Here is a 1,558-nt window from a genome sequence, read left to right on the forward strand (position 1 = left end):
CAAAATGTTCGGTTTTGTCCACCTCTACAACGGTCAAGAAGCGATATCTAGCGGTATTATTAAAGCCTTGCGTCAGGGAGAAGATTACGTTTCTAGCACCTATCGCGATCACGTCCACGCCCTCAGTGCCGGAGTTCCCGCTCAAGAGGTAATGGCGGAGTTATTCGGCAAAGCTACGGGCTGTAGTAAAGGACGGGGCGGCTCCATGCATATGTTCTCCGCCGAACATAAGCTTTTAGGGGGTTACGCTTTTGTGGCCGAGGGGATTCCCGTCGCAACCGGGGCGGCTTTTCAAAGTAAATACCGTCGGGAAGCCATGGCTGATGCCAGTGCCGATCAGGTAACGGTCTGTTTCTTTGGGGATGGGGCGAGTAATAATGGCCAGTTTTTTGAGTGTCTGAATATGGCCGCCCTCTGGAAGTTGCCGATTATCTATGTGGTGGAAAATAATAAGTGGGCGATCGGTATGGCCCACGATCGAGCCACTTCTCAACCGGAAATCTATAAAAAAGCCAGTGTTTTTAGTATGGTCGGTGTGGAAGTGGACGGTATGGATGTGGTCGCCGTTCATGCCGCCGCCAGAGAAGCTGTAGCCCGCGCCCGCGCCGGTGAGGGGCCGACTTTGATTGAGGCCTTAACCTATCGTTTCCGGGGTCACTCTCTGGCAGATCCCGACGAGTTACGCAGTGCTGACGAGAAACAATTCTGGGGCGAAAGAGATCCGATCACTCGCTTTGCCGCCTACCTCTACGAACGAGATCTGGCCACGAGAGAGGAATTAAAAGAAATCGAGGAGAAAATTCAAGCTGAAATCGAGGCAGCGGTTAAATTTGCCGAATCTAGCCCCGAACCCGATCCTAGTGAACTAACTCGCTTTATTTTCGCCGAAGACGAGTAATTTCAGTGATCAGTTACCAGTTATTCAGAGTTGAGTAATCAGTAATCAGTGATCAGTGATCACTGATTACTTAAGGTATTCTATGAGGGGGAGCAGCAAAATCCCGCCTTGAATCTGGTTGTTGTGGAAAAAATCCGTAAAAACCAGTTGCGCTCTTGTATAATTCGCTAAAATCCAGAGAAATAGCTTTTGCCATGGCGACTACAGAAGCATTGAACCCCAGTCAGTTCGCATTCTTAACCAACCTCACCGCTGATCGTTCAAGTTCACCCAACCCACAAGAAGAAATGGACAAAGTTATCATTCTCGTTAATGCCGAAGCTCAGGCCAGTGGTCAGATGTCTCGCCTATCGCCCGTTACCGAAAAAATGGTGATTGCCTTAAAAAATGCGGTTCCTAAATCCTTGGCGGTGGAGGTGACGGGGACGGCTTCCTTGTGGTCAAAAATGGAGTCGGGTAAAACCAGCCAGAATAATTTAATCTGGTGTCCCTTAACAATTCAATTACCCAATTGGGTGAATTTTCCTGGTAAAAAAGTTTATCAAGCTTGTCGGGATATCGAAGAAAGACGCGCTTGGGTTGCCCATACCCTGCACTATAAAACCAGTCAGGGAGATTCTTCTTTTGGGGATCTTTGGTTGCCGATCACGGTGACATCTA

Annotated in this window: 1 protein-coding gene and 1 pseudogene; both read left to right on the plus strand. The window is 48.7% G+C overall.

Annotated features, from left to right (window positions below):
* Nucleotides 1-898, plus strand: an 898-nt coding sequence (gene pdhA / locus PX481_RS15335; protein ID WP_288094897.1) for a pyruvate dehydrogenase (acetyl-transferring) E1 component subunit alpha, incomplete at its 5' end; no start/stop codon positions are given.
* 194 nt (nt 899-1,092) lie between these two features.
* Nucleotides 1,093-1,558, plus strand: a pseudogene (locus PX481_RS15340) (hypothetical protein); the annotation flags it as partial.

It is taken from the genome of Microcystis sp. M53603_WE2, assembly GCF_030065435.1.